The following is a 25,596-nucleotide window of genomic DNA, read 5'->3' as shown; positions in this document are numbered from 1 at the left end:
AGATACAACCGGATATCACACTCACCGCACTCCGCGTGCTGTTATTTCCCGTCAGGCGTTTCCAGTAAGAGCCGGTACAGCACGCCGCCGGCAATCCCACCTACTACCGGTATTACGCAAAAGACCCATAACTGCTCCAGCGCCCATGTTCCTTGAAACAGCGCGACGCCAATACTGCGCGCAGGGTTAACCGAAGTGTTAGTCACCGGCACGCTAATCAAGTGGATCAAGGTCAGCGCCAAGCCAATCGCCAATGGCGCAAATCCCGCCGGTGCGCGTTTATCAGTGGAGCCGTGGATCACTAACAGGAAAAACAGCGTCAGCACAAACTCTACCGTCATGGCGGCGGCTAAGGTATAGCCACCCGGGGAGTGCTCACCATAGCCATTGGCCGCAAAACCACTGGTGGTGGCATCAAAGCCGGCCTTACCGCTAGCAATCACATACAGCACCGCCGCAGCCGCTATCCCGCCTGCGATTTGCACAATGACATACGGCAATACCCGAGAGGCCGGAAAACGCCCTCCGGCACACAGGCCGATCGTCACTGCGGGGTTAAAATGGCCTCCAGAAATATGGCCCACCGCATAAGCCATGGTGACGACGGTCAAACCAAACGCGAATGCCACCCCCAAAAATCCTATTCCTAATTCGGGAAACGTGGCCGCCAAAATTGCGCTCCCACAACCCCCAAAAACCAACCAGAATGTTCCGAAGAACTCTGCCGTTAACGGTTTTTTCATCGCCATCCCTCTTAAATAAGCATTGAGTCAACCTCTCGAGGCCCATATCCACCAACGCCACTCGTCGACCGGCTCTGCTTGCCACGCTCTGCATCCGCTCGCCAACACGCCAGCACAACGAGTAATAGCCATCACATGTAATAACGGTGGAATATGTGAGACCCCACAGTAAAAGATAGAGCATGTATGGGCGGCACGGCGGCTGCGCACTCAAATGCATAAAAATCCGGCAAACGAGATAAATACAGGCAACGCAATGCTGCCAATCGCTATTTTCACAGCGTTTTATCGCTCAATAGTGCGCCCAGCCTATCCGCAGAAAATTGATATTTAATTTCCTAATGAAAATGCTATTTGTGATATTGATCGCGGAATATTTTATTAAGGCGCCGAAAACCAAATTGCCCGACAGCACGCCATTAATAAAATTACGCTGGCACAGTAAATGACATTATCAAATGACGTAAAGTTAACTGTACAAATAGAGCATTCATTGTCATAACCTGAAACAGGAGGCAATAAACATTCAGCCTTCTTTTTCTACCAAGTTACACTTCATTCAGTACGCAGCAATAAACCATCAATAAATGACATGCATAAATAAACACCACTTATGTACAACGAAATACACAAAATAAAGAGAGGAAAGGATAAATTACGCGCGGTTACAGAAAAGATTATTTCAACACATAAAACAAAGCGCTGGCGGCGCAAGGAAAGAAACATCTGGTTGCGTGAAATTACACTTAAAGATGATTACATACAATAACGACTTTTCGTCAGGATTACTGATTATTCATAAATTCATAAATAATTACGCGACACAAGGCACAATCCGATTTTCTCGACCTTTATTTTCTTCCCTATGCAGCTGTGTTAAAAAATAAACCAACTCATATACGGGATGTATATCGAGCCAGAAATGTTTATTCACGCATCAACATTAATGGCCTTATTTTCAGCAAAAACATAAATGCAATAACGGTATTATTCCTGCGCCGTTATCTCATTTATTAACATCCTTGGTGTGGGTTTTCGCTGCAGCAACAAATAAGGGTTCCTCATCCTCAGTTATGCACATCCTGTGCATATTTTAGTGACTTTGGATGAATAAATATTAAGTTTATCGAATAAAGAGATAAATTTTATGGCATCTTCAGATGATAACAAAATGGGGCTTATGGGCCTCACTGTGCTGGTAACAGTAAACATGATGGGCTCCGGTATTATCATGCTGCCGGCTAACCTCGCCGGTACAGGTGGTATTACCATGCTCTCCTGGCTGGTCACTACCGTGGGTGCGCTGTGTATCGCTTACACTTACGCAAAATGCGGTATGTTCTGTCACCGTGATGGCGGTATGTCTGCCTACTCACAAGAAGCGCACGGTAAGTCCTCCTTCTTCATCGCGTCTTATACCTATTATATTTGCTTGGTCATCAGTGCGGTGGCGATTGCCGTATCTGCGGTTGGCTACATGAAACCTTTCTTCCCATGGTTATCTGAATCTGCAGTACACGCTTTCTGGGGTGTCGTGGGCGTTCTGGTGTTGACCATGGTAGCTAACTTCTGGGGTCCTAAATACACCGGTGGTATTTCCAGCGTAACTGTATGGGGGATCATCATTCCTGTGGTGGGTCTGTCCATCATCGGTTGGTTCTGGTTCAAACCTGAACTGTTCGCCGCCGGCTGGAACCCACACCACGTTGGCACTATGGACGGGATCTCTTCCGGTATCGCTCTGACTCTGTGGGCCTTCTTGGGGATTGAAACTGCAGGTGCTAACTCCGGCGCCGTTCGTAACCCAGAAAAAACCGTACCACTGGCCGTTATGCTGGCGACCGTTTCCGTGGCTATCGTGTACATCGCGTCAACTACCGTAATTCAGGGTATCGTGCCTAACGCTGAACTGGCGAAATCCAGTGCGCCGTTCGGTCTGGTATTCAGCATGATGTTCACACCGTTTGTGGGCCAAGTGATTTGTGCTCTGGCCATCATCGCCTGTATCGGTTCTCTGCTGGCTTGGCAGTTCACTAACGCGCAAGTATCTTGGGCGGCAGCGCAAATGAAGCTGTTCCCAAGCATCTTCGGCAAAATGAACAAATACAACGCACCTATCGCCGGTATGCTGATCATGCTGGTGCTGGAGTTGCTGCTGGCAACCATGAGTATTTCTCCGAACACCGTACAACAGTTCAATACCCTGCTGAACCTGTCAGTGTTCATCAACATGGTGCCATACGTACTGTCTCAAACTGGTCTGTTTGTTATGCTGCGTAAAAACCACGTCAGTGCTAGCCAATGGAAGATTGGTGCCGTGGTGGGTGCTTTCGCTGCCATCTACAGTATCTACGGTGTGTACGCTTGTGGTCAGACTGCCGTGTTCTACGGCTCAATCCTGACTCTGCTGGGTTACATCTTCTACGGCTTCATCGCTGCGAATGACGTACCAAGCGATTACGATGTAAAACAAGAAAAAATGGAACGCGGTTATATTACTTACCCGTTCAAATAAGCTAAAAAAGCCATGCAGTTACCGCCCATTTAAGTGCTGTCTGCATGGCTTCGTAACACACACCGAATTGCCGTTTTTTTGTTGATGCTATTTTATCTTTGTGATCACAGACATCGTTTATACGATATTCTGTAGCCAATTCAGGCGGCATTTATGCCGCCTTTTTTTGTGTCGATGCCTAGGTTGCCGACTGACACATCCATTCTGTATCTGACCAATATCCCCTGACCTATCCCCAAAAAAAGCCATAAAAAAAAGAAAGGCGCCGGATCACTCCAACACCTTTCCTCTTTAAATGATTGTCTCAGTTTTATGCTTCAGCCGGACGCGCCAGCAATGCGCGGTAAATCAGACCACCGGCAATTCCGCCTAATGATGGGATCAAGCAAAACATCCACAACTGATCTAACGCCCAAGTACCTTGGAAAACTGCCGCCGCGATACTACGCGCAGGGTTAACCGAGGTATTGGTGACAGGGATGCTCACCAAATGAATGATGGTCAGCGTCAGACCAATCGCCAACGGCGCAAAGCCCGCAGGAGCGCGTTTTTCTGTCGCCCCGTGGATCACGATGACAAAAAACGCACTGAGGACAAACTCGCTCAGCATACAGGCGCTTAACGCATAACCGCCTGGTGAGTGAATGCCATAGCCATTAGCTGCAAAGCCGCTGGTTGTCGCATCAAACCCCGCCTTACCGCTGGCGATACCATACAGCACTGCCGCAGCGGCAATACCGCCGATAACCTGAGCGATGATGTAAGGTAACACGCGCGCCGCAGGGAAGCGTCCACCGGCCCACAGACCCAAGGTCACCGCGGGGTTAAAATGCGCTCCGGAGATATGCCCGACCGCATAAGCCATGGTGACTACTGTCAGACCAAAAGCCAACGCCACGCCCAAAAAGCCAATACCTAACTGAGGGAAAGCAGCAGAGATCAAGGCGCTACCACAGCCACCCAGAACCAGCCAGAAAGTACCGAAAAATTCGGCGCTAAAAGGTTTAAACATACACTGATGTCCTGTTTGTTAAAGAGCTGACATCAGGGTAAAGGCGGTCACGATGAACCGCCTAGCGGGGATTTGTAAGAGAGGTGAAGAATTGGTGTGGAAGGTTAAATCTAAACAATCACAGGCGTATGACATTGCTCGCTTGTGATAACAGCGATTTTTTCTGCTGCCAAACTAGATCGCAAATATCATCAGTTGGATTGAATGCCGCTGGTGCTTGTAACAATAAGCTGCGAATGCGCTCATGATCAAAGTCATGACAGGCTTGATCCAGCTCTTTAAGTAAGAGCGATAGATCCTGCCACGGTAGCATCACTTCGTTGGCCGTCATAATTCGTGGATGAGAGGTACCTTGAACTGAATCACCAATCAGTAATTCTTCATACAGTTTCTCACCTGGACGTAATCCCGTAACTTCAATGGCAATATCGCCATCTGGATTTTTATCATCCCGCACAGTCAAGCCACTTAACCGGATCATGCGTTTGGCTAAGTCATAAATCTTAACCGGATCGCCCATGTCTAAGACAAAGACATCGCCGCCATGCCCCATCGCCCCCGCTTGAATCACCAACTGCGATGCTTCAGGAATTGTCATAAAATAGCGAATAATGTCACGATGAGTCAGGGTAACTGGCCCACCTTGGGCAATCTGCTTTTCAAACAATGGTACAACTGAGCCCGAGGATCCCAGCACATTACCAAATCGCACCATACAAAAACGGGTTTTGCTTTGCCGTGCAGACAACGCCTGCAATACCAACTCAGCCAGGCGCTTGGTTGTCCCCATAGTGTTGGTCGGCCGCACCGCTTTATCGGTGGAAATCAACACAAAGGTTTCAACGCCACTATCGATCGCCGACTCAGCGCAGTACAAGGTACCAAACACATTATTACGCACCCCTTCCACCACATTATGCTCAACCAGAGGCACATGTTTATAAGCAGCCGCATGATAAACCGTTTGAATACCAAAGGACTTCATCACCATCTGTAAGCGATTCTGACGCTGCACCGAGCCCAACAGAGGGATCACTGAGACATCCAAACCTTCTTTATCACACAGCGTCGATAGCTCTTTCTCAATGGCATACAGGGCATATTCAGACAGTTCAAATAGAACCAATTTGGCTGGCTTATATCGAACAATTTGACGACAAAGCTCAGAGCCGATCGATCCTCCCGCCCCAGTGACCATAACTGCTTTGCCTGTAATGTTCTCCGCCATCAATTTGGCATCAGGAGCAACTGGATCACGGCCTAGCAAGTCATCAATCGATACTTTTTTGAGATTACTGATTTGTGCTCGACCTTCGACTAAATCGACCATGCCCGGAATAGAGAGAACTTCACACGGTAAATGCTCTAAACGAGTAATCACTTTCTGCCTTTGTGACTTACTGACGCTCGGCATCGCCAAAAGAATTTTCTTTATACCATAGCGATCTACTAGGTAACTCAGTTTATCCGAGGGATAAACTGTTACACCATGAATGACGGCCTTATGCAAGCGAGGATTATCATCCACAAATGCCACAGGAAAATATTCTTTTGCCTGCATTAATGCTGGCAATAATTGTCGGCCAGATTCACCAGCGCCATAAATCAAAACAGGCGCACTACCCTTAACTCCATAGTTAAGTATCATTCTAAAAAGCAATCTAGAGCCTGATGTCAGTAAAAGTAAAACCAAAAAATAAATTCCGACAACAGTGCGCGGCAACATTATGGATAGCGAATATGATATAACGACAAGAGATAACGTTGAGGCCAGAATACCAACTGATATTAGCAACATTATCTTTGCACTAACATACCGTAAGACTGCCCGATAAAGCCCAATCCTGATAAATATAAACACGGTAAATATGGTAAGAATAGCTGCAGCAAACCACATCGGTGCACTAAGAAAAGCCGTTTGCTCATCAAGCCTCAACCAATAAGACAACCAAAATGAGAATATCACCATAACTACATCAATGCAGATGATGATACCTCTCTTAACAATTCTTGGCAGCTCCAATATTCTATCAATCATCCTACACTACCTTATTATCGCGACAAAATCTTAATAAGAGTTTTCCAAATTATCACACAATCATACTTTACTGAATTGTTAGCAACATAATCCAAATAATATCTTTGCTTGATTGGAAGAATTATATCTATATAAGCCCTACGTGGGTCATCATAACTAGACAAAATCTCATTTTCATCTACCATTTCTATAGATGCTAAGTCAGTTATCCCTGGCCTAACCGATAAAACTTTTTCCCTTATATCATCAGGATACTCATCAATAAACTCCCTCACTTCCGGTCTTGGGCCAACCAAACTCATTGTTCCAGAAAGAACATCTATCAATTGAGGCAGCTCATCGATTTTGTACTTCCGTAAATACCATCCAACTCTGGTTACCCGAGCATCTTGACCAACTGTTATCCGTCCTTTTTTTTCTGAATCGATAAACATCGTTCTAAATTTATGTATCCTAAAATCTTTCCCAAATCTCCCAACTCTATACTGCCTAAAAAAAACACTCCCTTTAGAATCAGCAACAATTAACATTGACACAATGATAAAAACAGGAAATAGAAAAAGCAGGCCTAAGCCTGCCACGATAACATCAAAAATACGTTTCATTTAATATAAAATACCATTACATAAATAATTGTCTAATCGATTCGATAACGAACAACTGATCTTGATCCGTCATTTTAGTATAAAGAGGAATAGATATTTCATTTAAATAACACGCCTCAGAAACTGGAAAGTCACTGGCGTTCAAATTATATGTATCACGCCAAACCGGTTGCTTATGCAACGGTATAAAATGGACAGAACAACCAATTCCAAGATCTGATAACTTCTTAATAAAATCATCGCGATTAATAGCCGAATCAGTTTTTAAGCGGATAGGATATAGATGCCAAGCATGAATATCACTAGCATTAGTAGGCCATTCAGGCAATTCAAGTGGCAATTCTTTTAACGCATCATCGTAAATTTTTGCCATTCGTTGACGTTTTTTCTGAAAATCATCGATCTTTCTAAGTTGATGAATACCGATTGCCGCACAGATATCAGGCATATTGTATTTAAACCCTGGAGCTACAACCTCATAAAACCAAGAAGGAGTTTTAGACTGGTACCGGTCAAAAGCGTCACGACTGATTCCATGTAAACGCATTACCTTACAACGCTCAATTATATCTTTATTTTTTGAAACAACCATTCCGCCTTCACCGGTTGTCATAGTTTTATTGGCGTAGAAGCTAAAAACCGTAGCATCTGAATCAAGCGTTCCTATCTTACTTCCTTTATATGTTGTAGGAAATGCATGAGCGGCATCCTCGACAACCTTTAGGTCATATTTTTTAGCAATTGATAAGATTGAATCCATGTCACAAGCTAATCCAGCGAAGTGTACTGGAATAATCGCCTTTGTTTTATTAGTAATAGCCTTCTCAATGGCATCAACTGATATATTAAATGTTTTACGATCTACATCAACAATTACAGGATCAGCACCAAGGTACCTGACAATTTCGGCAGTAGCAGTGAATGTATATGATGGGACAATAACTTGGTCTCCAGGTTTTACGCCAACAGCTTCAAGAGCCAAATGTAAGCCCGACGTAGCAGAGTTAACAGCTAATGATTGAACGTTCGCTCCTAGGTAATTAGAAAATTCTTGTTCAAATTGCTTAGCCTTAGGACCTGTCGTAATCCAACCTGAACGTAAAGAGTCAATTACCTCTGCAATTTCTTCTTCGCCAATTTCAGGTAACGCAAAAGGAATAAAATTTTTCATTTAAAATACCTTTTCAAAAAAGATAATAACGATCCACATCCATAAGAAATATGATAAGACAAAAATATAAAAGGAAGAAATACTTTACCTATAAAACTTCGCCCATCTCGAATTGAAAACAAAATAGAAATAAGAAAATAAGAAAATAAGAAAGATAAATATATATAATCACCAGTAGCAAAGAAAAGAGAAAAAGATACAATTAAATACAAAACAAAAAAAAGTGGCACGATATGTCTAAAATAATATGCTCCAGACATAACAACCCAAAAACCATCAAGAAAACCTTTCTTTATGAAATCTTTAAAATTATCTCTAACATAATACTCAACAAATAAACTATTATCTGTATATAATGACAAATTATTGCTTAAAACTCTCTTATGAAAATCAATATCTTGATTTCTATCTAATACTTCATTAAAAAGTCCAACATCAAAAAACACATCTTTATTATATAAAGCAAAGACAGCCGTATCTGTTTTTTTTAGTCGATTATTTTTGTCTACGCACCTAAATGGAGAATTACCAACACCAAATTTCGATGCATAAAAATCCGCTACAATTGAACCAAACTTAGTTTTATAAGAATTAGTTAATACACCTCCAACACCAACAACGCTATCATCAAACTGCATAATATTAAAATAATCATCTAATAATTTAGATATATAGTTATTTGGAATATCACTATGTGCATCAACTCTACACACAAACTTACCATTAGCTTCTAGCACCCCAATATTCCAACCCGTAGCAAGAGTTCTTTTTTTATTATTGATAATTTTATGCTTAATGTTACTATGTTTAGAAAAAACATTCTGAACAATAGATATTGTATTATCAGATGAATCCCCATCTACAATAATCAATTCAAATTTATCTAATCCAACATCTTGATTAATAAATGCCAAAAGAGATTTTTCAATATACTTCTCTGCATTAAAGCAAACTATAATTAAAGATACTAGAACATCACTCACAAATACCACTCCTCATAAAATATAGTTTTCTTTTCCCTGAGTGAACTGAATCAACAAACAAAAATCTATTATCAACCGAGATCCTTGGATGTAAGTCACATCGAGAATAAGAAAAAAAACTCATTGACTCATAAAACAATCCAAGCTCGCGATAATCATTTTTGACAAGGTCATAAACAAACAACTTTTTAATTCTATTTTTATCTGGGTAAGTATCAGATATAATATATCTATTATGAACTATAGTAGGATGTCCATCAGAATATTTTCTTGCATCAAAAAACAATTTCTCTGTATTACAGGATTCAATTGACAATCTATAATAATTAAGCGAATCTATTTCTGCACCAAAAAAACCTATAATTTCATCATTCCCATTCCAACAACAATGACTAATAATCGATTCATTTATTAGGACTCGAACATTATCATTTATTAAATTCCAATGTATTAACCTTTCACGCTTTCCTTTAGGTGTATAGTATCGATGTATGAACATAACGGAACGTCCATCGGGAGCAAACATAAAATGATTGACCACATGTTCAACATCAATATTACATTTAAAATTAGTTCTCTTTAGCATTTCGTCTAAGGATAAAAATAATTCTATTCCGCCCGTGTTCAAATTAATGATTGAAATATCTGTAGAAAATGATTTTTTATTATAATAACCATAATCGCTATCATATTTAGCCAGCCATGAGAAATCTAACGTCACAGCCTTGTAATTATTCACATCATAAATCGGATAGTTTATTTTTTTTATAACCTTCATCAAAGACAAAGAATAGACAACACTAATGTATCCATTATTTTCATAGTCATTAAAAATTATATTGTCATCATCAATCCACATTAATCGGCTTCCCTGCTGCCAATTAAATGCTCGCGTATCATATAGCTTATAAACTTTGTTATTAAGAAGGTCTTTTACGCAAATAGATATATACTTAACTTTCTTTGGGTGTCGTTTAGTGCTAAACGCACTAGAGTGGAACAATACGTACCGCCCATTAGAGCTCATTGGACTATGGTCATAATAGCCAAAAAATGATTCTTCAGAATCATCAATTGAAATCTCGTATATTTTTGATTGAATAACCGTCTTATTTTTATTCAAAATAATTCCGAATAATGATGCGATATATAAATAAAAGAACTTAATAACATCCCTTACCTTAGGATACTTACTCAAGGCTAAGGAAATTTTTCTTTCAACATATTCTAACAACATATTCTCATCCTAGAATTACGTATAAAAACCACCGATAAAAAAATAGAAATATAAATATATATCGCTGGCGTCAATATATACTCATTAAAAAAGACATAGAAAGCCAAAGCAAAAACGCACCCTTTACCAATATACCCTCCGCATTTAAAAATTGGAGACAGCATTATATAAAATACAGAAATAAGCAAAATAAAACCAATAATCCCTAACTGAGCCGAATAAGATAAATAAAAATTATGCGCCAACCCAAAGTTGGTACTTCCTAAAAACTTTTTATCTATAGCCTTTACATAATTTGCAACACCTAATCCAGTGCCAATTAAATAATTTTCTTTTAAAACATCAACCCCAATAAATACTAACTCAACTCGACGATAATCATTCTGACTTTTTGTAAGAGTGTTACCACCAGAGAATATAACCTGTGACGAAGACAGCATTCGTTCAAGACGAGTGCCTATATCAGTAAAAGAAATACCTAAAGTTAGAAGAGGAACAAAAAACAATGATATTAATAACTTTTCCTTCTTTGTTAACTGAAGAAAAACAAAAAACAACGATATAGCAAATGATATTATTCCTGCTCGGCTATCTAGAAAAAGAAAGAACAGAGAGTACAATACAGATGAGACATACCAAGACTTTCGACCACGATAAAAGTATGAATATACACAATAAAAGCACACTACTATAATTGCGGTGGCATTTCTATTTAAATAAACTATAAAATTACTATCTTCAGAATAACCAATAAATAATTTTACAACTCCACAGATAATACCAAAACACATTACAACATTTATATTTCTAACCGAATGAGTTAAATAAAGCTCATCTTTACCAATGCAAAATGATACCAAAAGAACCAAAGCTATAAAATTAGAAAAAAACGATAATAAAATTACGACACCTGAGATATCCGCTGATAACAACAACATCTGAATGCTGATATAAATCAGGAATATGATGCCTAAAAATAATAATTTCTTTGTCCACAGAGAAACGTGAAACCTCAACGTTATTATAGATGTTAAAGCAACAAAGAAATAAAATATTAAATCTGAAATATAGCCAATAGGAACTCCAAAAAAACGCTCTAAATCAGAGTTCATTTGTCCATAAAAAAAAACCGGAAGGATATTAAATAACAAAAGTACAGGATATAGGTATATTAACATACTTAACCTTTATTAGACTTCCAATCGAGTCTAAACATATTAATGGAACGATATAAAACAACAACAGATTAATATAACAACCGCTACTGACCATTAATAATAAAATAAAAGAAAATTGGGACAAAGATCATCATTAGTGAATACTTATCATGAAGAATTTTCCCACAATCTTTTTTCACAGAAATAATATAAAATATTCCAATTACTAATGTTGCAATGGCACTTCCAAAAACCGCCCCACTCCATCCATACCGAGGTATAAAATAAAAGAAAACCGCTATTGAAATGACCACACCAATACAATACGATTTAACTCGCTCGCTTTGATTTCCACTACACACAAGATAAAGTTCATTTATTAGCCAAAAATTATATTTAATAAGAGCCATAAACATTATCAAAAATGTTGCAGAAGATATTACCTTATACTCATCACCAAACAATATCCCTACGAAATAGATGCCAAAAAAATAATAGCATAAACATAGTAATAAGACTAACAGTGATATATATCGTTGTAATTTCCTTATATTACCCCATTCAGAATTTTTCAGATAATAAGAAAATGAAGGCAATAAAACAGTATAAATAACATTAAACACTATCATTAGACCGGTATTAACCCTAGTTACCACCTGATATATAGCAACACTATTATAAGAGAAATATTCTTTTAATATAAAAAGGTCAATACTAGATAAAACAACATTTAGTAACACCAGAATAGCGAACGGAGTTGCATCCAAAAAATCTTTATAAACTAAAAGACTTGGTCTTTTTATATGAAAACATGGCACATTGCATTTATGTGATGAGAAAACCAAAAGCGAAATTGAGTATATGAATATTGATATCGCACTATAATATAGAGGTTCGATAAACAGAGATAAAAATAAATTACACCCAATATATATAATTGTTGAGTAGATATTTATATATAATTCACATCTAAACCGACCAACAGCCTGTAGCAAGCTAAATCTACCACTTGAAATACAAACAAAATATGCAGATGAAATATAAACAAGCAGAGTTAATGAAATTGAATCAGAAACATAAGAATAAAACATGAAGATTATAAAAATGAAGAAAAAAACATATGTTTTAACTCCATCACTTCTGGATAATAATTCTGATGCAGAATAACTATTATCAGAAATATCTTTCACTAATTTTGTTCTAAATCCATAATCAGAGAAGTTAAGCACAAACCAATAAACAGTAAACACATAACTAATAATACCAAATGTAGTAATATCTGACACATGTGCGAAATAAACAAAAACTCCTATTTGAAATATTGCTTTAAGTAAAAATGTACCACCTGCATCAATCATTTTTCTAAACATACACTGACCATTTAGAATAAACACATAGATTTTCACCCCTGCATTAATAACAGAGGTGAAATAGATTATTTATTCATGTTAATATAATTTAGCCTTTTAAAAATCTCACATACCACGGCATTGAAAGTCGTAATCCCTCTCTGATTTTTATATTTGGTCTATACTGTAGTAAATCTATAGCCTTAGTAACATCAGCCTGAGAATGCCTAACATCTCCAGATCTAAACTCTCTATACTTAATGCTCAATTTATCGATATGGTGAATTAAATTAAGCTCATCATAAATGTAACCAGATAATTCATTTAATGTTGTTCTATCACCAACTGCAACATTATATATATTATCTTTAGCACTGTCCTTCGCTAATGCAGATAATATATTCATTTGTATAACATTATCTATATAACAAAAATCACGACTCGTTTCACCATCGCCATTAATATATACGTCATCACCTTTAAGCATTGCTGCTGTCCATTTTGGAATTACTGCAGCATAAGCTCCATTAGGATCTTGACGACGACCAAATACATTAAAATAACGTAATCCAATAGTTTTAAAACCATATGTTCGAGCATATACCTGAGCATAAATCTCGTTAACATATTTAGTAACTGCATAAGGAGAAAGTGGATTACCAATGTTTTCCTCTACTTTTGGTAGTGCGGGATGATCTCCATAAGTTGAGCTTGATGCAGCATAAGTAAAACTTTGTACTTGTGCATTTTTAGCCGCATGTAAGATATTCAAAAATCCAGTAATATTAGTTGCATTGGTTGTTATAGGATCAACAATTGAACGAGGTACAGAACCTAGCGCAGCCTGATGTAAGACATGATCAACACCTTTCATAACTTGCTCACAGGTAGTGAGATCTCGAATATCACCTTCTATAAAGCAAAATCGACTCCACTGTTCAGTGGAAACTAATGTTTTAACTTCATCAAGATTATATTGATGTCCCGTGGAAAAGTTATCTAACCCAATAACAACCTGGTTTAATTTAAGTAACTTTTCTAAAAGATTTGATCCTATAAAGCCAGCGACACCAGTAATTAACCAAGTTTTCGGTGAAAAAATTAACTGCTGTGTAATCTCTTCATAGCGAGACATATAAATATCCATGTATATTAATCAAGTGCTAAACCTAGCATAAAATGCTGAGGTGTATCATATCAAAGAGGATTTGATTTTTTTAATCACTCTTACAAGCGCATATCGATACTTTTTTTATCAAGCACATATTTTAAATCGAACAAAACGTGCTCGTCTTTACCTAATGCACGAATAGCGCTCTCTCCCATCTCGCGAAACTCATTGTGTGCAACAGCGATAATTATTGCATCATAATGATTAACTTTAGGATCTTCACATAAAGTTAATCCATATTCATGTTGTGCCTCATCGGTAGAACACCATGGATCTATAATATCTATATTGATATTGTATTCTTTTAACTCTGAAATAATATCAATCACTTTAGTGTTTCGTAGATCTGGGCAATTCTCTTTAAATGTAAGCCCCATCACTAACACATTCGCCCCTTCAACTTGAATCCGTTGTTTCAACATTTTTTTGACTAACTGGGAAACGACATACTGCCCCATACTATCATTTAAACGACGTCCGGCTAAAATCATCTCTGGATGATAGCCGACACTTTGCGCTTTATGTGTAAGATAATAAGGATCTACACCTATACAGTGGCCACCTACTAAACCGGGCCTAAAAGGTAAAAAATTCCACTTCGTACCTGCAGCCTCAAGAACCTCTAAGGTATCAATCCCTAACTTATTAAATATAATAGATAACTCATTAATCAATGCAATATTGACATCTCGCTGCGTGTTTTCAATTACTTTTGCAGCCTCTGCTACTTTTATCGATGATGCTTTATGCGTACCGACAGTAATTATTAATTTATATAGCTGATCTACATACTCAGCAACATCCGGTGTAGATCCACTGGTCACCTTAAGGATATTAGTTACACGATGCTCTTTATCCCCAGGATTAATACGCTCAGGTGAATAACCGGCAAAAAAATCAATATTAAACTTAAGACCTGATACTTTCTCTACAACTGGTATACAATCTTCTTCTGTCGCTCCAGGGTAAACTGTTGACTCATAAATAATAACATCGCCTTTCTTTATTATCTTACCCAATGTTTCAGATGCTTTAATTAGAGGTGTTAGATCTGGCTGTTTATGTTTATCAATTGGAGTTGGAACAGTTACAATAAATACATTACACTCTTTTAGTGCATCTAATGAACAGGCGTACGTCAATTTAGTTGCTTCTAACAACTCTAAATTTGAGCACTCTAATGTACTATCGTGACCATTTCGCAATTCATCAATACGAGACTTATTAATATCAAATCCAATCGTCGTTACTTTCTTTCCAAACTCAACAGCAAGAGGCAATCCAACATAACCAAGGCCTATAATCCCAATTTTCGCATTCAAAGTATCGAATTTCATTTTCTTATCCATTATAAAGTGCACATAGAACATCTATTTCGCATTGACACAACAATACGTAACCCAGTTTAATCTAACTTGGTTTTATCTTTTAATGTCGCATAAACTAATGTACCAACTATAGCAAACATTGCCCCTAGTAATGCACCAAGAATCAAAATTAATGCTTTGTTGGGTTTGTCTTTTATAACTGGCTCAGATGGCTTCATTTGATATCGATATGCTTGCGCCTGAATGTTATCGCGTAACATTCCTTCTAACTCATCAATTTGACGTTTCACTTCGTAATATCTAAATGGGTAAATAATTGGCGCATCTTTAGTTGCTTTTAGCTCTGCTGATAACAGTTTTTCGCCGAGCAAGAACTTATAGCTACTTTGCGCATTATCGAAGCCGCCTTTGCTAGAGCGATAATCAATGATTCCGGCTTGTTCCGCAGTTGTTAAATCTCGCTGAATATGAGCTATTTGATCAAGCTTTTCTGATTTTCTCTGGAAATCTATGTCAATAATTTCTTTATTTAGATTAACCAAAAGAGTATTAACATTTTGACCAAACTCATCAAGACTTAATGTTACAGCTTGATTATTAACATTATTTAGATATCCCTGCAGTAGTTTATATGCCTCTTGCGCTGAGTCTGCCGATGCTTGTATTATGTAGTAACTTGTATTTCCCTTTTCCTTTGGTGGCGTAATCACAAGACCTTTATTCGCTTGCTCAGCTAACCAAATTTTCTTATCTTGTTCAGTAGATAAATTATTTGTTTCCTTTTTATAATACTCAGTACTCTCTAGAAATTTAACTTTGGTGTCTGGCGATTCAGCAATCAAAATCAAATCGGAAAACAACCCATTAGCCAACGCATTCGTATCTAACGGTTGATTTAATATTCGGGCATACGCTTGGCGAAATTTAAGATAGCTGCCTAATTCAGCAATACGTGGTGCTTGAATATAGGTTTTAGCCGTCCACTGCTCTTTTGCGGTAAAGGCATACACTGCTGCTAACCCCGTAGTCAGCAACGTGACACATAAAATAACCCATTTTTTCTTCCACAAGGTGCCTAAAAGCTCGAAAAGATCGATTTCATCCTCTGCTTTTGGCATATAAGTTGGATAGACCCCTTGCGGGATCAGATAAGGGGTCTGTTGTGGTTCAGATGCTTTTGACATGAAATCAATCCATTATTTATCAATGGGTTAAAAATAAAAATGAAGAATAAGCCTGACAAAAAAGTACGCTACCGCCCTTGAGTTTCAGCTCCCAAAGCGCTGCGCAGAAACAGGATATCGCCAACTGCGATACAACAAGTGATATCTGGGATTAGAGGACATGATCGAGAACACTCCATGTGAAGAGGCATATACCACCTCCCACTTCCCTGTTGCAAACCGGCGGATAGCCCGCAGAATTTGGAGTGCAGATTATAAAGCAATGCCTGTGGAAGGCCAAATCCGCCGTCAAAAAGACAACAGTATGTTTGTAAATTCTGTGAGGCGGAGCTGTACAAGCTGTCGCACGCTAGCGGCCTTGCAAAAAAGAATCGCGCGCAATTGCTTCAATTTATTTACGATTACCTTATAATCTGGCAACACAACCGAGTGGTCAATATTCAACCGCTGCGGTTCACAGCCCTGCTCAGACCGATTAAGAATGAACGCAGGATAAAAGGAAGCCGCTGGTTATTTAGGGAGAAAATCTGTGAACACTGTCTTCGTGCGTGCCAAGTCTATCTGCGCTAAGCCTCGCCAGGCGGCGTTAACTCTGCTGACCTTCCTGCTGCTGGGCGTATCCTGCTGGGTTGCCGCAGCCGATATGTCAGATGATGCAATTAGCGAACGCATCAAACCGGTCGGCGGGGTGTATCTAGCTGATGCTGCGGCTACCGCTAAACCGAGCGGGCCGCGTACCGGTGAGCAGGTGTATAACGGCGCCTGTATCGCCTGTCATGGCAGCGGAGCCTTAGGCGCACCAAAATTTCGTGATGCTGCGCAGTGGGCGCCACGTCTGAAGCAAGGTATCGATACCCTGCAAAAACATGCCATCGCCGGTTTAAATCAGATGCCGGCACGCGGAACCTGTACCGATTGTAGTGATGATGAAATCAAAGCTGCGATCGAATACATGACGAGCGGGTTATAAGCTACGCGATACTGCTAATCAGCATATAAAGAAAAATACCGCGCAAATAGGCAAATAGATAAAAGGAGGCCTCGGTGCCTCCTTTATATGTCTCTTCATGATTGTTTGCGCTAAATGACTCTAGCTCTAACTGACGATTTACCGGCGGTATTTTGCGCGAACGGTACTTTGTGCTGCCCTCTCATTAATTAAACTGACTGTTACATCACACCCAAAGACTGACCGGCTACCCACTCTGTGGCATACTTCATTAATTATTTTCATCACAAAACTATCTATGGACGCCTGGTATCTTCTTTATTGTAAACGCGGACAGCAAAGTCGGGCGGCACAGCATCTGGAGTTGCAAAATATCCGCTATTTTTGTCCGATGCTGACGGTAAAAAAACAGCGTCGCGGTCAATGGCAGGAAGAGGCCGAAGCACTGTTTGCCAATTACCTGTTTGTGCACTTTAATCCCGATCAGCTGAGTGTCACGCGAGTGCAAGCTACGCGCGGCGTGGCGCGTTTGGTGCGTTTTGGCGAAACGTTGGCGAGAGTACCGGATGAGGTGCTGATCGATTTAGCGCGACGTTACAATCCGCTGGTTGCACTACCGGAAGAGGGCAAAGTCTGTAGTCAGCCGATGTGTACCGCCTTACAACAGGCCTTGGCGGATATCGAGCAAGAAAGCAGTGGGGAAGTTCGTGCGCTACGCTTTTTGCAATTACTGCAAGATCATCGTCTGTTGGCTTCCCGTCATCGAGTGGAATAATCCAGCGTTCCGGCATTCCAATGTCATCGTGCGCACGCCCGTTGCGAGCGTCTTCCGCATTTATAAGCGCCTAAATAATTAGGCACTTATCTCTGTAGTCACTTACATGAGTAGACGCTTATATGCGTAAACACTAAGCGCATGGCCAGTAAGATCACTCGGGCCGTTTTTTTGCCTGCGCCAACATCTCGCGTAATCCGGCTACCCCTTGGCGGCCACGCTGCTGGCGCTGTTCAGCGCTGACTGGCGCTTTGCGCACTTCCCACTCTACGTCATCTTGCGGCAGTTCGTGCAAGAAGCGACTCGGCTCTGGGCGCAGCAACTCACCGTACTGGCGGCGTTCTTTACATAGGGTAAAGGTCAAGGTCTTCTGGGCGCGAGTGATCCCGACATACGCCAAACGGCGTTCTTCTTCCACATTGTCTTCATCCAAACTGGTCTGGTGTGGCAAGATCCCCTCCTCCATCCCAATTAAGAAGACATGCGGAAACTCCAGTCCTTTCGAGGCGTGCAGCGTCATTAACTGCACTTGATCAGCTTCGGCGTCATCTTCACCGCGCTCCAACATGTCGCGCAAGGTTAGGCGCTGCACCACCTGATTGATGGTCATGGGCTCCTCGCCGTCTTTCCCTTCCAGCATCTCGGTCACCCAGCCAAACAGGGTCGAAACGTTGCGCATGCGCATCTCGGCCGCTTTCGGGCTGGCGGAGGTCTCGTAGAGCCAGCTTTCATAATGGATGCCATGCACCAAATCACGCAGCGCGGCGACCGGATCGCCACGCTGGGCGCGATCGGCAATCTCGATGATCCAACGCGTAAACTGCCGCAGAGCCTCCAGCCCACGCCCATGCAAGTGCTGCTCCAATCCCAAATCAAAGCTGGCGGCAAACAGGCTATTGCCACGACTGTGCGCCCACGTCCCGAGCTTTTCCAAGGTCACCGGACCGATTTCACGCCGTGGGGTATTCACTACGCGCAGGAACGCGGTGTCATCATCAGGATTAATCAGCAGGCGCAAGTAGGCCATGATGTCTTTGATTTCGGCGCGAGCAAAGAAGGAAGTGCCACCCGAGATCTTGTACGGAATGCGGTTTTGCATCAGCATCTTTTCCAGCGTGCGCGACTGGTGATTACCGCGGTACAAAATGGCGTAATCTTTATATTGGGTCTTGTTCAAGAAACGGTGCGCGATAATCTCACCCACCACCCGCTCTGCCTCATGCTCTTCATTGTTAGCCTGCAGCACACGCAGCATCTCACCGGGACCGAGCTCGGAGAACAGCTGCTTTTCAAATTCATGTGGGTTGTTGGCAATCAGGATGTTGGCCGATTTTAATATGCGCTGCGAGGAGCGGTAGTTCTGCTCCAGTTTGATCACTTTCAACGCCGGAAAATCTTGGCGCAGTAAGGTTAAATTCTGCGGACGCGCGCCGCGCCATGAGTAAATCGACTGATCATCATCCCCTACCACGGTGAAACGGGCGCGCGCGCCGACCAGCAATTTCACCAGCTCGTACTGGCTGGTGTTGGTATCTTGATACTCATCCACCAATAAATAGCGAATCCGATTTTGCCAACGCTCTCGCACCTCTTCTTGGGTACGCAATAATAAGGTTGGCAGCAAAATCAGATCGTCAAAATCCAGCACATTGCAGGCACGTAGTTGGCGCGCATACTGCTCATAACACAGGGCAAACAGAATATCGAGCTCACCTTTGGCGCGCACTTTAGCCTGCTCGGGCAAGATCATGTCATTTTTCCAGCCGGAGATTTTTTGCACCAACTGGCTAAGGAGGTCTTTATCGCCTTTGAGGCTGTCTTCGGTCAGCTCTTTGAGCAACGCCATTTGGTCTTGATCATCAAACAGCGAAAAACCGGCTTTCAGCCCCAGCGCCTTGTATTCGCGCTTTAATATTTCCAAGCCCAGAGAGTGGAAGGTGGACACCAACAAGCCTTTGGTTTCACCGCGACCGAGCGTCTGCGTTACCCGCTCTTTCATCTCGCGCGCGGCCTTGTTGGTAAAGGTCACCGCCACAATGTGGCGCGCCTGATAACCGCAGCCGCGGATCAGGTGGGCAATTTTGTTAGTAATTACGCGGGTTTTTCCCGAGCCGGCGCCAGCCAGCACCAGACAGGGTCCGCTGACAAATTCAACTGCTTCCTGCTGACGGGGATTTAAACGCATTTTTCCGGCTCTCCGCGTAACTGTTGCAAACATAGTCCAACTTATTCTTAGTCGGTCGGCGATTCTAACAAAAAACCACACTGATGGGGATGAAAGGCGATAACTTACAACTGTACTCAACACGCAGCAATCGCACAAATTGCAATATCAGAGCATGCAGTTTTGTTTGGCAGGTCGCAAAATTACGCTTACAATATCGCCACTGAACGATCATTCAGTGATTCCCTTAACTGTAACAAATCATAACGCTGGCGGATGATGCTGGATACTCGACAACAGATTTTGCAAGCCACCGAGGTGGTACTGGCAACCCATGGATTTCAAGGGTTGTCGATGCACAAAGTAGCCCGTGAAGCGGGGATAGCCACCGGCACCATTTATTGTCACTTTAAAGACAAAGAAGACTTGCTGGTGCAACTGTGCAACACCATCCGGGATCGGATTGCCGAAAAGATCTGCGCCAATGTGGCGACCAGTGGCTCACTGTTCGCCCGTTATCGGCAGTTATGGTTAAATATCTGGAATTTTTGTAACCAATATCCGGACCAAATCAACAATCAGCAGCAGTATGATAACGTACCCGGTTTTTCTCAACCGGCGTGGGAAGAGCAGCTGCAACGCTACGCGGTCTGGTTTGCCTTATTGGAAGAGGGGATAGCCAGCCAGCAAATTCTCGATTTACCGAGGCAAGTGCTGTCGACCTTAAGCCTGGAAACGGCCTATTCCCTCTTCAAGCGGTTACACGCGACAGGCATCGAGCTGGATGATGCGATGCTAGAGCGCACGATTCAGGCCAGCTGGCGGTCTATCTGCCAGACGGCAGCGGATAACGAATAAAACAAACTTGAGCGGTATTTTAATACGGAGCATCAAAAAAGATGAAAAAATGGGTCGCAGGGATGTTACTGCTGGTGATCGTGCTGCTGGGCAGCGTCATTGGCTTTAACATATTCAAACAACACATGATTGCCAATGCTTTGGCCAATCGTCCGGAGCCGGATTATCCGGTAACTGCGGTTGACGTCAAAGCGACCGACTGGACCCCAACCATTGAAGCGATCGGTTTTATCGATCCGAATCAAGGGGTGAACGTCTCCACTCAGACGGCCGGTCTGATCAAGCAGATTAACTTCCAGTCCGGTGATAAGGTGCAAGCCGGTCAGGTTCTGGTGCAGCTGGATGACAGCGTGGAAGTGGCTAACCTGCAGGCGTCACAAGCTAAGCTGCCTGCGGTACGTGCGACTTACCAGCGTTATTTAGAGCTGTCCAAGACCAAGTTCGTGTCGAAGTCCAACTTGGATGAGGCCAAAGCGAACTATGAGTCTCTGCTGGCTCAAATTGACAGCCTGAAAGCGACCATCGCTCACTACAAAATCCGCGCGCCGTTCAGCGGTATCGTCGGGATCCGTAACGTTAACCTCGGTCAATATCTGCAACCAGGCACCAACATTGTGCGTCTGGAAGATGTGTCGGTGATGAAACTGCGTTTCACCGTACCGCAGACCGAAATTTCCCGTATCCATACCGGTCAGCCGATCGATATCTACGTGGACGCCTATCCAAAAGTGCCATTTAGCGGCCAAATCACCGCCATTGAACCGGCAGTGACCGCACAAAGTGGTCTGATTGAAGTGCAAGCTGACATTCCGAACAACGACGGTCGTCTGCGCTCCGGTATGTTTGCCCAAGCCAAAATCATTCTGCCAACGCTAAAAGATCAGATCGTGATCCCACAGACCGCGGTTGCTTTCACGCTATACGGGGAAACCGTATACGTGCTGAAGGAAAAGGATGGCGTACTGCGTGCCGCACAGCTGACAGTGAAGGCGGGCGATCGTCGCGGCGATAGCGTCCATATTCTGGACGGGTTGCAAGCCGGTGAACGTCTGGTGACCACTGGTCAGGTTCGTCTGAGTAACGACAGCAAAGTGCATGTTGTGAACGATGATCCGCTGGTTGTTCCAGCGCAGCCGCCGATGCTCTAATCCGGGAGAAAAGGAAGCATGCGTTTTACCGACATATTTATCCGCAGGCCGGTACTGGCAGCGTCGATCAGTTTTCTGATCGCCCTGCTCGGCCTGCAAGCTCTCATTAAAATGCAGGTGCGTCAGTATCCGGAAATGACGAATACCGTGATCACGGTCAGCACCAGCTACTTCGGGGCCAGTTCTGACCTGATCCAAGGTTTTATCACCACCCCGTTGGAACAGGCGATTGCGCAAGCGGATAACATCGATTTCATGACCTCCAGCAGTTTGATGGGGTCATCGGTGATTACCGTTTACATGAAGCTGAATACCAATCCGGATGCGGCAATGGCCGATATTCTGGCTAAGGTGAACTCGGTACGATCCCAGATGCCAAAAGAGGCGCAGGATCCGACCATTACCAGTTCCACCGGCTCCAGTACCGGTATTTTGTATATCGGCTTTACCAGTGATGCCATCAACTCCAGTCAGATCACCGACTACCTGAACCGCGTGGTAAAACCTATGCTGTTCACCGTTAACGGGGTAGCCAAGGTTGACCTGTACGGGGGCTCGGATTACGCCATGCGTGTCTGGCCAAACCCAGCCAAGATGGCGGCCTTCGGTATTACCGGTAGTGATTTAGCCCGCGTTCTGTCGGCGAACAACTACCAGTCTGCCGCCGGTCAGTCCAACGGTTACTTCGTGTATTACAACGGCAACGCCGATACGCAGGTCAATGACGTTAAGTCGATGCAAAACCTGGTGATCAGCAACAACGATGGACAAGTCATTCGTCTGTCGGACATTGCGAAAGTCACCATGGATAAGAGCTCTGACTTGTACCGTGCGAGTGCCAACGGTAAAGAAGCGGTAGTACTGGCGATTAACGGTGCACCATCGGCCAACCCGATCACCGTAGCGCAAGATGTGCTGAAGCTGCTGCCGGACATGGAACGTAACATGCCGAGCACCATCAAGATGCGCGTCATGTACGACTCCACCATTGCGATTAACGACTCTATCCACGAAGTGGTGAAAACCATCGTGGAAGCCGGTGTGATCGTACTGGTGGTGATCACCTTGTTCTTGGGCTCGCTGCGTGCGGTACTGATCCCAGTGGTCACCATCCCGCTGTCACTGATTGGTGTGGCCATGATGATGCAGCTGTTCGGGTTTACCTTGAACCTGATGACGCTGCTGGCGATGGTACTGGCAATCGGTCTGGTGGTGGATGACGCCATCGTGGTCTTGGAAAACGTCGACCGGCATATTAAGGAAGGCGAATCCCCGTTCCGCGCCGCCATCATCGGTACCCGTGAGATTGCGGTGCCGGTTATCTCGATGACCCTGACGCTGGGTGCGGTGTATGCGCCAATTGCCCTGATGGGTGGTTTGACCGGCTCTCTGTTTAAAGAGTTTGCCCTGACATTGGCTGGTGCAGTATTTGTGTCGGGTATCGTTGCGTTGACCTTGTCGCCGATGATGTGTGCGCACGTACTGAAAGCCAATGACAAGCCAAGCAAATTCGAGGAAACCGTTCACCATCTGCTGGAAAACCTGACCGCCCGCTACATGAATGCGCTGCGCGCTATCATGCAGCACCGCAGTGTGGTGATTGCGTTTGCCGTATTGGTGTTTATCTCGCTGCCGGTGCTGTTTAAGTTCATCCCAAGTGAACTGGCACCGAACGAAGATAACGGCGTCGTGATGCTGATGGGTACCGCGCCATCGAATGCCAACCTGGACTTCATCCAGCAAAGCATGGCGCCGGTAAACAAAATCCTGTCGGAGCAGCCTGAGGTGCAATACTCACAGCTGTTCTCCGGGATCCCAACCAGCAACCAAGCGCTGGGTCTGGCGACCTTGGTGCCATGGAGTGATCGCTCGGCCAGCCAGCAAGAAATTGCTAACCGGGTGACCAAGTTGGTGAAAGACGTACCGGCAATGTCGATTACCGCGTTCCAGATGCCATCCCTGCCGGGGGCATCCAGCGGTCTGCCATTCCAGTTCGTGATCACCACACCGAACAGCTTCGAAAGCCTGTTCCAGATTGCGTCGGATATGCTGGGCAAAATTCAGCATAACGGTATGTTCGTGTATTCCTCTATGGATCTGAACTACAACTCCGCCAACCTGAACATCAAGATCGATAAGGATAAAGCCGGTGCCTATGGCGTGACCATGCAGGATATCGGTAATGCCCTGTCCACCATGTTGGCCGGTGGTTATATCAACCGTATCGACCTGTATGGCCGTTCGTATCAGGTGATCCCACAGATGGAGCGTAAGTACCGTCTGAACCCGGATCTGCTGAACCAGCTGTATGTGAAAGCCTCTGACGGTGAGTCGGTACCACTGAGCAACTTGGTGAAAATCACCGTGACCTCAGCGCCACCATCACTGCCACACTTTAACCAGATGAACTCCGCCACTTTGAGTGCAGTTCTAGCTCCGGGTGTGACCATGGGTGACGCCGTAAACTGGATCGAAGCACAAGCCAGCGAAAGCATGCCACAAGGTTATAGCTATAACTTTATGGGTGAATCACGCCAGTTCGTTACCGAAGGTAATGCACTGATGGGCACCTTTGGTCTGGCACTGGCGGTGATCTTCTTGGTACTGTCCATCCAGTTTGAATCCGTGCGTGACCCTCTGGTCATTCTGGTTTCCGTACCGTTGGCGGTGTGTGGTGCCTTGGTCGCCTTGGCATGGGGCTTTGCCACCATGAACATCTACTCGCAGGTTGGCCTTATCACCTTGATCGGTCTGATTACCAAGCACGGTATTCTGATCTGTGAAGTGGCCAAAGAAGAGCAGTTGATGCATGGCCGCAACCGGATGGATGCGGTGATGGCGGCCGCCGAAGTGCGGATGCGTCCAATCCTGATGACCACTGCGGCGATGATTGCCGGTCTGATCCCTCTGCTGTATGCGGCCGGTCCTGGCGCCGCGGCGCGTTTCAGTATGGCGATCGTAATCGTCGCCGGTCTGGCGATCGGTACCCTGTTCACCCTGTTCGTTCTGCCAGTGATCTACACCTTCCTGGCGAGCCAGCACAAACCGCTGCCGGTGTTCGTGGAAGATAAAGATCTGGAAAAGCTACAGCGTGTGGATGAGGCGCGTGCCGCCCACCGTGAAAACCGTACGCAGGAATAATCACCCACAGGCCGTCTATGCTGGCGGCCACGGGCGTTGTCGATGATTGACTCATCGCTTCTTGCGAC

The 25,596-nt window shown here is 43.4% G+C and carries 19 protein-coding genes; 6 read left to right on the top strand and 13 right to left on the bottom strand.

Annotated features, from left to right (window positions below):
* Nucleotides 1-41: 41 nt before the first annotated feature.
* On the bottom strand, nucleotides 42-743 hold the full coding sequence (aqpZ, locus tag NCTC9997_RS00590) for an aquaporin Z (protein WP_064977070.1): 702 nt from the start codon (nucleotides 741-743) through the stop codon (nucleotides 42-44).
* Nucleotides 744-1,890: 1,147 nt separating this feature from the next.
* Here aqpZ (NCTC9997_RS00590) and potE point away from each other — a divergent pair.
* Nucleotides 1,891-3,258 (top strand): putrescine-ornithine antiporter, encoded by a 1,368-nt coding sequence (gene potE / locus NCTC9997_RS00585; RefSeq protein ID WP_010862877.1) that lies wholly within the window; start codon nucleotides 1,891-1,893, stop codon nucleotides 3,256-3,258.
* A gap of 310 nt (nucleotides 3,259-3,568) precedes the next feature.
* Here the strand turns inward: potE and aqpZ (NCTC9997_RS00580) are convergent, their stop codons facing one another.
* From aqpZ (NCTC9997_RS00580) to NCTC9997_RS00530, 11 genes are all read right to left on the bottom strand, one after another.
* A complete protein-coding gene (gene aqpZ, locus NCTC9997_RS00580) occupies nucleotides 3,569-4,270 on the bottom strand; it encodes an aquaporin Z (RefSeq protein ID WP_010862878.1) in 702 nt (233 codons plus the stop codon).
* A 118-nt stretch (nucleotides 4,271-4,388) separates the two neighbouring features.
* Nucleotides 4,389-6,308: a nucleoside-diphosphate sugar epimerase/dehydratase gene (locus NCTC9997_RS00575; RefSeq protein ID WP_071849664.1), complete on the bottom strand. Its 1,920-nt coding sequence runs from the start codon at nucleotides 6,306-6,308 to the stop codon at nucleotides 4,389-4,391.
* 14 nt (nucleotides 6,309-6,322) lie between these two features.
* On the bottom strand, nucleotides 6,323-6,913 hold the full coding sequence (locus NCTC9997_RS00570; RefSeq protein ID WP_064977069.1) for a sugar transferase: 591 nt from the start codon (nucleotides 6,911-6,913) through the stop codon (nucleotides 6,323-6,325).
* Nucleotides 6,914-6,929: 16 nt separating this feature from the next.
* A complete protein-coding gene (locus tag NCTC9997_RS00565; protein WP_064977068.1) occupies nucleotides 6,930-8,084 on the bottom strand; it encodes a DegT/DnrJ/EryC1/StrS family aminotransferase in 1,155 nt (384 codons plus the stop codon).
* Nucleotides 8,081-9,067 carry a glycosyltransferase family 2 protein gene (locus NCTC9997_RS00560; protein ID WP_064977067.1) on the bottom strand — a complete coding sequence of 329 codons (987 nt, stop codon included), beginning with the start codon at nucleotides 9,065-9,067 and terminating at the stop codon, nucleotides 8,081-8,083. The genes NCTC9997_RS00565 and NCTC9997_RS00560 overlap by 4 nt, the downstream gene beginning before the upstream one ends.
* Nucleotides 9,060-10,304: a UDP-GalNAcA C5 epimerase WbgV gene (gene wbgV, locus NCTC9997_RS00555; RefSeq protein WP_000923778.1), complete on the bottom strand. Its 1,245-nt coding sequence runs from the start codon at nucleotides 10,302-10,304 to the stop codon at nucleotides 9,060-9,062. Before wbgV ends, NCTC9997_RS00560 begins: the two co-directional genes overlap by 8 nt.
* Nucleotides 10,295-11,416, bottom strand: a complete 1,122-nt coding sequence (locus NCTC9997_RS00550) for an O-antigen ligase family protein (RefSeq protein WP_230405396.1) — start codon at nucleotides 11,414-11,416, stop codon at nucleotides 10,295-10,297. The genes wbgV and NCTC9997_RS00550 overlap by 10 nt, the downstream gene beginning before the upstream one ends.
* Before the next feature lie 149 nt (nucleotides 11,417-11,565).
* Nucleotides 11,566-12,831 carry a lipopolysaccharide biosynthesis protein gene (locus NCTC9997_RS00545; RefSeq protein WP_230405395.1) on the bottom strand — a complete coding sequence of 422 codons (1,266 nt, stop codon included), beginning with the start codon at nucleotides 12,829-12,831 and terminating at the stop codon, nucleotides 11,566-11,568.
* An 88-nt stretch (nucleotides 12,832-12,919) separates the two neighbouring features.
* On the bottom strand, nucleotides 12,920-13,945 hold the full coding sequence (locus NCTC9997_RS00540; RefSeq protein ID WP_064977065.1) for an NAD-dependent epimerase/dehydratase family protein: 1,026 nt from the start codon (nucleotides 13,943-13,945) through the stop codon (nucleotides 12,920-12,922).
* Between the two features lie 92 nt (nucleotides 13,946-14,037).
* Nucleotides 14,038-15,318: a Vi polysaccharide biosynthesis UDP-N-acetylglucosamine C-6 dehydrogenase TviB gene (tviB, locus tag NCTC9997_RS00535; protein WP_005138823.1), complete on the bottom strand. Its 1,281-nt coding sequence runs from the start codon at nucleotides 15,316-15,318 to the stop codon at nucleotides 14,038-14,040.
* Nucleotides 15,319-15,386: 68 nt separating this feature from the next.
* Complete coding sequence (locus NCTC9997_RS00530) at nucleotides 15,387-16,493, bottom strand: LPS O-antigen chain length determinant protein WzzB (protein ID WP_064977064.1); 1,107 nt, start codon at nucleotides 16,491-16,493, stop codon at nucleotides 15,387-15,389.
* Between the two features lie 529 nt (nucleotides 16,494-17,022).
* Here NCTC9997_RS00530 and NCTC9997_RS00525 point away from each other — a divergent pair.
* Both NCTC9997_RS00525 and rfaH read left to right on the top strand, forming a co-directional pair.
* Complete coding sequence (locus NCTC9997_RS00525) at nucleotides 17,023-17,463, top strand: c-type cytochrome (protein WP_197665230.1); 441 nt, start codon at nucleotides 17,023-17,025, stop codon at nucleotides 17,461-17,463.
* Nucleotides 17,464-17,740: 277 nt separating this feature from the next.
* Nucleotides 17,741-18,217, top strand: coding sequence for a transcription/translation regulatory transformer protein RfaH (gene rfaH / locus NCTC9997_RS00520; RefSeq protein ID WP_064977063.1), 477 nt, complete (start codon nucleotides 17,741-17,743; stop codon nucleotides 18,215-18,217).
* 154 nt (nucleotides 18,218-18,371) lie between these two features.
* On the opposite strand, the gene rep is transcribed toward rfaH, so the two are convergent.
* Nucleotides 18,372-20,402, bottom strand: coding sequence for a DNA helicase Rep (rep, locus tag NCTC9997_RS00515; protein WP_064977062.1), 2,031 nt, complete (start codon nucleotides 20,400-20,402; stop codon nucleotides 18,372-18,374).
* Nucleotides 20,403-20,657: 255 nt separating this feature from the next.
* On the opposite strand from rep, the gene NCTC9997_RS00510 reads away from it, so the two are divergent.
* From NCTC9997_RS00510 to NCTC9997_RS00500, 3 genes are read left to right on the top strand one after another with little or no spacing between them, the layout of a single operon-like run.
* Nucleotides 20,658-21,239, top strand: a complete 582-nt coding sequence (locus NCTC9997_RS00510; protein ID WP_036768696.1) for a TetR/AcrR family transcriptional regulator — start codon at nucleotides 20,658-20,660, stop codon at nucleotides 21,237-21,239.
* Between the two features lie 41 nt (nucleotides 21,240-21,280).
* Nucleotides 21,281-22,387 carry an efflux RND transporter periplasmic adaptor subunit gene (locus NCTC9997_RS00505; RefSeq protein WP_010862903.1) on the top strand — a complete coding sequence of 369 codons (1,107 nt, stop codon included), beginning with the start codon at nucleotides 21,281-21,283 and terminating at the stop codon, nucleotides 22,385-22,387.
* 18 nt (nucleotides 22,388-22,405) lie between these two features.
* Nucleotides 22,406-25,528, top strand: coding sequence for a multidrug efflux RND transporter permease subunit (locus NCTC9997_RS00500; protein WP_010862904.1), 3,123 nt, complete (start codon nucleotides 22,406-22,408; stop codon nucleotides 25,526-25,528).
* The last annotated feature ends 68 nt before the right edge of the window (nucleotides 25,529-25,596 follow it).

Source organism: Plesiomonas shigelloides, from assembly GCF_900087055.1.
Classification (GTDB): Bacteria; Pseudomonadota; Gammaproteobacteria; order Enterobacterales; family CAMTGL01; genus Plesiomonas; species Plesiomonas shigelloides.
Note: the sequence above shows the minus strand (reverse complement) of the source record. Positions and strands in the feature narration are given on the sequence as shown.